The sequence below is a fragment of the Candidatus Gastranaerophilales bacterium genome (genome assembly GCA_028696075.1).
Classification (GTDB): Bacteria; Cyanobacteriota; Vampirovibrionia; order Gastranaerophilales; family JAILCC01; genus JAQVHS01.
Window position 1 is genome coordinate 212,768 of record JAQVHS010000003.1, and the last position, 7,269, is coordinate 220,036.

6 protein-coding genes are annotated in these 7,269 nt (G+C 36.7%); 2 read left to right on the forward strand and 4 right to left on the reverse strand.

What is annotated here, in order from left to right; translation table 11 throughout:
- Both PHX18_03680 and pdxA read left to right on the forward strand, forming a co-directional pair.
- Nucleotides 1-1,299, forward strand: coding sequence for a four-carbon acid sugar kinase family protein (locus tag PHX18_03680; GenBank protein MDD3593710.1), 1,299 nt, complete (start codon nucleotides 1-3; stop codon nucleotides 1,297-1,299).
- Between the two features lies 1 nt (nucleotide 1,300).
- Nucleotides 1,301-2,230, forward strand: a complete 930-nt coding sequence (gene pdxA / locus PHX18_03685; protein MDD3593711.1) for a 4-hydroxythreonine-4-phosphate dehydrogenase PdxA — start codon at nucleotides 1,301-1,303, stop codon at nucleotides 2,228-2,230.
- Between the two features lie 156 nt (nucleotides 2,231-2,386).
- Here the strand turns inward: pdxA and PHX18_03690 are convergent, their stop codons facing one another.
- Genes PHX18_03690 through PHX18_03705 form a run of 4 tightly spaced genes read right to left on the reverse strand, consistent with a single transcriptional unit; the run spans nucleotide 2,387 to nucleotide 6,729 of the window.
- Nucleotides 2,387-2,842, reverse strand: a complete 456-nt coding sequence (locus PHX18_03690; GenBank protein MDD3593712.1) for a divergent PAP2 family protein — start codon at nucleotides 2,840-2,842, stop codon at nucleotides 2,387-2,389.
- The gene (locus PHX18_03695) at nucleotides 2,839-3,735 is read right to left on the reverse strand and encodes a polyprenyl synthetase family protein (GenBank protein MDD3593713.1); all 897 of its coding nucleotides are present in this window, start codon (nucleotides 3,733-3,735) and stop codon (nucleotides 2,839-2,841) included. The genes PHX18_03690 and PHX18_03695 overlap by 4 nt, the downstream gene beginning before the upstream one ends.
- Before the next feature lie 36 nt (nucleotides 3,736-3,771).
- The gene (locus PHX18_03700; GenBank protein MDD3593714.1) at nucleotides 3,772-5,118 is read right to left on the reverse strand and encodes an aminotransferase class I/II-fold pyridoxal phosphate-dependent enzyme; all 1,347 of its coding nucleotides are present in this window, start codon (nucleotides 5,116-5,118) and stop codon (nucleotides 3,772-3,774) included.
- Nucleotides 5,119-5,127: 9 nt separating this feature from the next.
- Nucleotides 5,128-6,729: a SulP family inorganic anion transporter gene (locus tag PHX18_03705; protein ID MDD3593715.1), complete on the reverse strand. Its 1,602-nt coding sequence runs from the start codon at nucleotides 6,727-6,729 to the stop codon at nucleotides 5,128-5,130.
- Between the last annotated feature and the right edge of the window lie 540 nt (nucleotides 6,730-7,269).

A 7,269-nucleotide genomic window follows, 5' to 3' on the forward strand; every position in this document is an offset into this window, starting at 1 on the left:
ATGTTTATACAAACAGGAACTATCGGCATTATAGCCGACGACTTAACAGGTGCGAATGATACAGCGCTGCAGTTTCATTTAAGCGGGGCTAATACTCAAATATTATTTGATTATGCCGAACAACCCGAAGGACTGTTAAAAACCCAGGTATGGGCAATAAGCACAGAAACAAGAAACTTAAAAAAAGAAGCGGCAATACCTGTTATAGAAAATGCCGTTAAAATATTAACCGAAAAGCTTAATACGGAATATTTTTACAAAAAAATAGACTCAACCCTTAGAGGCAATATTGCATCAGAATGCATGACCGTATTAAAAGCGTTAGGTTGGGATTGTGCTGTCGTTGTACCTGCTTTTCCGTCAGAAGGGCGCACTACAGTAGGAGGATATCATCTTCTGCATGGGGTGCCTCTCGATAGGACAGAATTTGCAAGGGATCCCAAATCACCGGTAAGAGAGTCTTATATTCCCACTATATTAAGACAACAAATAGAAAACCCTGATTTAGTGGCATTAATTCCTTTAAAAACCGTTACCAAAGGCGCAGGCCCCATTCTTACCGAATTGCAAAGGTTAATAGATGAAGGACGTAAGTTAATTGTCATAGATGCAGTTTCTACAACAGATATACAACAAATCGTTTTAGCCACAGAAAAAAGCACTTATAATATCCTTCCATGCGGTACAGCCGCCATGGCCCAATGCTTTTCTGATGTTTGGCTGCCGGAAACCGAATATCAGCATATAAACAAAACCATTCCCGACAACCCCGTGTTAATTGTATCAGGAAGCTCAACTACCTTGACAAAAATACAAATTGCCAAAGTGATAGAGAGCGAAGAATTTGAGCCTTATATTGTCGAACTTTCGTTAGAAGATATAAACAACAACTCTTATGATGAAATTCTTTCACGTATATTAAATAATTTAATTAAATACAGACTGGTGGTTGTTCATTTTTCTGCAATAGAACATATTGAGGAACAAAATACACAATACGCACAGGAACATGGAATCAATCCGGAGGATGTTCCCGGCATGATTACAGATTATTTAGCCAGACTTACCAAAGATGTTGTTGTATTCCAGGATGTTATACTGGTGCTTGTAGGCGGCGAAACTTCTTACAAGTGCTGCCGTGCTATTGACAGTACAACTCTGCAGGTTATAGATGAGGCTGATATTGCGATTCCTCTTTGTTTAGACTTCAAGGCACAATGGATTGTAACTAAATCAGGAAATCTTGGTAATTCGTCTACTTTAATTAATGTTCTTAAATATTTTGAAAGACATAAATAAAATGAAAACAGCTATAACAATGGGCGACCCGTCGGGTATAGGGGTCGAAATTATCATAAAATCCCTTAATGAAATCAATACCGATGACTTTGTTTTAATCGGCAACAGGGAAATATTCGGCAAAGCGGAAAAGCTGTTAAATATTTCCTTGCCAAAAATAAAATTTATAAATATAGATTATGATACAGAAAAAATTCAACCCGGGGTAGAGAGTCGATTTTCGGGAGAGTTATCATATTTATGCCTGAAAAAAGCCTGTGAGTTAGCCAAAAATAAACAAATTAAAGCAATTATTACAGCGCCTGTTTCAAAAAACGCACTAAATCTGGCAGGATATAACTATTCAGGTCAAACTGAAATACTGGGGGAAGAATTGTCAACTCATAAAAATCAGGCTCAAATGTTATTTGTTGCAGGTAACTTCAAAATACTTCTTTTAACAAGACACATCCCTTTAAAAGAAGTTCCGCAAGCCGTAACAAAAGAAAATATTATTGAAACAGTTAAAATTTTAAACAACGAACTAAAAAATAAATTTAATATTCAAAATCCCAAAATCGCAATGTGCGCACTAAATCCGCACGCAGGCGAAAACGGCTTGATTGGCGATGAAGAAATTACCCAAATAATACCTGCAATTAAGGAACTAAACCTGGAAGGCGTGGATATAGAAGGACCATTCGGAGCAGATGTTATTTTGCCGAAAGGGTTTTTAAACCAAACAAACTACGATTGCTATATAGCCTGCTACCATGACCAGGGGTTAACCTGCATAAAGAGTCTGGGGGCGGATAATGTACTGAATGTAACTATCGGGCTTGATATACTAAGGGTTTCGCCATCACATGGAACAGCGTTTGATATTGCATATCAAAATATTGCCTCGCACAAAAGCATGCTAAATGCCCTCAAATTAGTTGAAGAGGTTTAAGGAAGCTGGGAAGTTGAGAAGCTGAGAGGCTGGGGTTTAGTTCATGTAGGTTGGGTTTTAACCCAACGTCCTTGTTGTCATCGAATTAGTTGACATATACAAGGGTGACAGTTGTTTTTTTAAATTTTAAAGGAAGCTGGGAAGTTGAACTGCCTGCTACCCTGCAAGCATCCAAAAATGGTAGAAAAATGCAACCACAGCGCCCAAAAGCGCTCCCATTGTAACTTCTAAAGGGGTATGCCCTAAAAGTTCACCCAATTTTTCCTGACAATTGATAGGTTTATGTTCCCACATAGCATCTGCCAGGAGATTAAGCTGAGTAGCCATTTTACCTGCACTGCGCCTCAAACCCGCTGCATCATACATTACAATTAAAGAAAAAATCAAAGCAATTGCAAATTCTACACTTTCAAATCCTCTTATAAGCCCAACACTCGTAGTCAAGGCTATAACAGCCGCACTGTGAGAACTCGGCATTTCGCCTGTAGATGCAAAAATTCTAAAATTAATTTTTTTATTTTTTATGTAATAAAACGAAAACTTTAAAAACTGGGCGGTAAAAGTTGCTATAAATGAAGAAATTATTATTTCTTTGCCTGTATTCACAATCATTCTTTATTCCTTATACTGTTTACAATGCTATCAGCTATGGCATCAAAAGCTTCTGATAAAATATTATTTAATTTTAATACATTTTTTGCTTTTTCACAAAGTGCATTAAGTTCTATTTTAGAATTATCTAACCCAAAGAGTTTCGGATGTGTGTTTTTGTTGGAATCCAAATCTTTATGAGGGGTCTTGCCTAATGTTTTCAAATCACCCTCTATATCCAAAATATCATCCGCAATTTGAAACGCATAACCCAAGAATTTACCGTAATCCACAAGCGCATTCAAGGTTTTCTCATCTGCACCGCCGAGTAATCCGCCGGCCATAAGCGCAAATTTAAACAGCTCTCCTGTCTTATGTGTATGTATGTAGGTAAATGTAGAAATATCTATTTCTTTGTTTTCTGATTGAATATCAGCCACCTGACCGCCAACCATCCCCACGGGACCTATTGAGGTATAAAATTCATTCAAAACTCTTAACAAAACAGCTTTATCAACACAGTCAGGGGTCTTTTTTATTATTATCTGGGGTGCAAAAGATAAAAGAGCATCCCCTGCAAGTACAGCCATACCTTCGCCAAAAACTTTATGGTTAGTGGGGTTGCCTCGCCTAAAATCATCATTATCCATACAAGGTAAATCGTCATGAATCAAACTATAACAATGCACCATCTCTAAAGCACAAGCTGTTGGCAAAGCAACCTCTGCATCAGCTCCGCAAACCCTTGCCGCTTCAAGCAAAAGTATCGGTCTTATTCTTTTACCGTCAGCCAAAACACTATATCTCATTGCCTCCCAAATTATTTCAGGGAAACGAATTTCTAAATATTCGCCAAGCTTGGCATTAATTATTTTTTTATTCTCTGCTAAATATTCTCTTAAATTCAACTTCATCTCCCAATTATAAAATAAAGGTCGTCTATTGCAAAGCTATAAATCTTCTTTATCTACAATATTAATTCCATTCTCTTGGTTTAAAAATTGCAAATGCCGCTCTTCTACAACCTCTCCTTCCAGTAAAACAGGGATTCCGGGCGGATAAGGCACAAGAACTTCTGCACTTATTTTCCCCACCGCCTCTTTTGGCGAAACTTTTTTATGTTTATAATCCATAGTTTCATACGGAGTAAGAAGCTGTTTAGGTAGTTTCGGGGTATACTCCATAAAATTTTTTGATGTTTTAAGAGGTATTTTTTGCAAAGCTGATTTGAGCTTTTGTAATTTTTTAGCGGAAGTTCCGATTCCGCACAGACACAATACTCCCTTGGCGCTGTATAGTTCATCTTCTATATTAAAGCTGTCTAAATATGCCGACAATTCTTCACCGCTGTAGCCTCCAACCCTAAAAAACAGTTTTGAAGGGTCATTGTTTTCTAAAAAAATTATATTCGGCAGTTTTTTCTTAAAATCTGCTATAAATTTCAGCAATTTTTCTATTTCATAACTACCTTTTGCTGAATGTAACCAATTTATTGAAGCTTCTATTGATGCCAACAGAATGAACGACGGGGAGGTGGAATTTATTATATTAAGATTTTTTTGTAATATTTTTTCCGAGATAAGGGCGGTTTCAGATAAATGTAACAGCGCACATTGGTTTAGTGCGGGGGCATTTTTATGCAAAGACTGCACGGAAGCATCAGCGCCCTGTAATATGGCAGGAGTCGGCAGCTGTTTTGAAAAATTGAACAAAGCCCCATGCGCTTCATCTACAATAAATATAATATTTTTTGACTTACAATATTCCGATATTGATTTTATATCCGAACAAATACCTTCGTAAGTAGGGCTTGTTATTATAAGGACTTTAGCGTCGGGATTTTTTTCTGCCGCAAATTTAATATCCTCAATATTTATATCCGAAAAAACGCCGAATTCTTTATTGTATTGGGGCATAATCCAAACAGGCTTTGCCCCTGTCAGGGTTAATCCGTTATAAACACTTATATGGCAGTTTCTGGCAACTAAAACTTTATCGTCTTTTGATAAAGTACTTAGCATAAGCGCTAAAATCCCTGATGTAGAACCGTTAAAAAGATAAAAAGTCTTTTTGCTGTTGTATATTTTAGCAGCCTGCTCAAGCGATTTTAAAATACAGCCTTGAGGTTTTCTGATATCATCAAGCCCGTCTACTTCCGAAAAATCAGATCTGTAAACACCATCTTTAAGCAAGTTCTTTAAAACTCTCGGAAAAACTGTTCCCTGAGCATGCGCAGGCGTTGCGAAAAATGCCCGTCTTGATTTTTTTAGTTTTTTTACAGCAGAAATTATTTCCATAAATATAACCTAACTATTTTCACTTTCTGACAGTTTTAATGTTGCCTGCTCTACAGCCTTTGAAATTGAAGTAAAGATTTCTTTCTTTGAAATTAAATCTTCCGGTATCAAGTTATTAAATTTATTAATATTCTTTTTGTTTGAAAGCACTAAATATACAGCTGCCCCCTGCTCGTGCAGCCTTGAAGCCAAATCTCTTATCGCAAAAACCGCCGAAATATCAAAATCAGGGCTGGAAGAACAGTTTAAAATAATAATTCTTGTATCAAGGAGGTTTTCTATAGTTTCAATAATTTTCGGAGTAGTGCCAAAAAACAATGCCCCTTCCAGCTCTACAAGTATTATTTTTTGTTTTAATTTATCCGGGATAATATCAAAGTCATTGTTATCAAGCGGTTTTACGCTGACTTTTGTTTTATCTGCAACACTTACGGCAAATAAAATTGCCGAAAGTACTATCCCTACACCCACGGCAAAAATCAAATCGTTTAAAACCGTTATTAATAATACCGTTATAGCAACAATCAAATCTCTTTTAGGCGCAACGAAAGCTAATTTAAGAAGTTTATAATCTATAATGTCAAAACCTACTTTTACTAAAATACCTGCCAAAACAGCTAAAGGGATTTTTGCCACCAAAGGCGAAAGAGCAAATGCGATAAGAACTAAAAATAAAGAGTGAATAATTCCTGATAAGCGGGTAGTTCCGCCTGCTTTAATATTAATAACAGTCCGCATTGTAGCGCCTGCACCGGCTAACCCTCCAAAAATCCCTGCTATGGAATTCCCTATTCCCTGCCCGATAAGTTCTTTTTTAGAATCATGCTTATAACCTGTAACAGAATCTGCCACCAAAGAAGTAAGCAAAGAATCTACGCAGCCTAAAATACATAATGTTCCTGCCATAGGTATTATTTTAACAAGCTCACTTAAATTTATAAGGCCAATTTTTATATGAGGAACTATACCTTGTATTTCGCCGATTGTTTTAACTTCGGGAATAAAAAAATATGCCAAAACAGTACAAACAACCAAAGCAATCAGCGGTGCAGGGAATTTTTTGTTTATTGACTTTGGAGTCAAAAAAACCGTTAATAACGCTAAAACGCCGATTATAGTATCATTTAAGCTTATGTTATTTAGTGTATTAACAAAAGAAGTAATAACATCTAACGTAGACCCCAGAGATTTTTCACCTAACAAAGGATTAATCTGAAGCAATATAATAATAATTCCTATTCCGCTCATAAACCCCGAAATAACAGGATAAGGGACATATTTAATTAAGTTACCGAATTTTAAATATCCTGCCGCAATCTGAAAAATCCCTGCTAAAAATATTGCCCAAAAGACAATGTTCAAATCATTTGAATAAAGAGCAACCAAAGAAGCAACCACTACGGTCATAGGTCCTGTAGGTCCTGAAACTTGTGAAGGTGTGCCGCCTAATAATGCAGCAAAAAAGCCTACAATAATAGCGCCTAATAACCCTGCGCTTGCTCCCAGTCCGCTTGCGACACCAAACGCCAAAGCCAATGGCAGAGCAATTATTGCAGCGGTAACGCCGCCAAATAAGTCTGATTTAAAATGTTTAAACATATAATTTTTCATTCATTAATTATTATACAATAAAATATTCTTGCCAGCTTAAGGAAGTTGGGCAGCTAAGAAGCTGAGAGGCTGGGATTAGGTTTAAGGAGTGAAGAGGTGAAGAGCTTAAGGAAGTTGAGAGGCTAGGAAGCTGGGAAGCTGAGAAGTTTATGTAGGTTGGGTTTTACCCCAACTTGGCAGATATTAGCTAGTCTTAATGATGTAGTATCAGATTAGTAAATCGTAAGTATGAATGATGTAATACCAAGGGTGTACGGATAAAATAATAACATACTCCTTAGAAGACGATACACATATCCCTATCTAGCTATGCATCCCTGATTAAAGAAAGCATAGCTTTTTTATGCCTTTTATTTTATTATAATATTCTTAACGGGCGATTAGCACCAAGTCGGAGCCGGCGTAGACATTTTGATTTTACCGACTGCGCCTGTTATAATTTGATAAATTAATATTCTTAACGGGCGATTGGCACCAAGTCGGAGCCAGCGTAGACATTTTGATTTTACCAACTGCGCCTGTTATAATTTGATAAATTAA

Excerpts from the sequence above, each read along its gene's own strand:
- PHX18_03680 (MDD3593710.1), top strand. The coding sequence starts at position 1 with ATGTTTATACAAACAGGAACTATCGGCATTATAGCCGACGACTTAACA.
- pdxA (MDD3593711.1), top strand. The coding sequence starts at position 1,301 with ATGAAAACAGCTATAACAATGGGCGACCCGTCGGGTATAGGGGTCGAA.
- PHX18_03690 (MDD3593712.1), bottom strand. The coding sequence starts at position 2,842 with ATGATTGTGAATACAGGCAAAGAAATAATAATTTCTTCATTTATAGCA.
- PHX18_03695 (MDD3593713.1), bottom strand. The coding sequence starts at position 3,735 with ATGAAGTTGAATTTAAGAGAATATTTAGCAGAGAATAAAAAAATAATT.
- PHX18_03700 (MDD3593714.1), bottom strand. The coding sequence starts at position 5,118 with ATGGAAATAATTTCTGCTGTAAAAAAACTAAAAAAATCAAGACGGGCA.
- PHX18_03705 (MDD3593715.1), bottom strand. The coding sequence starts at position 6,729 with ATGAAAAATTATATGTTTAAACATTTTAAATCAGACTTATTTGGCGGC.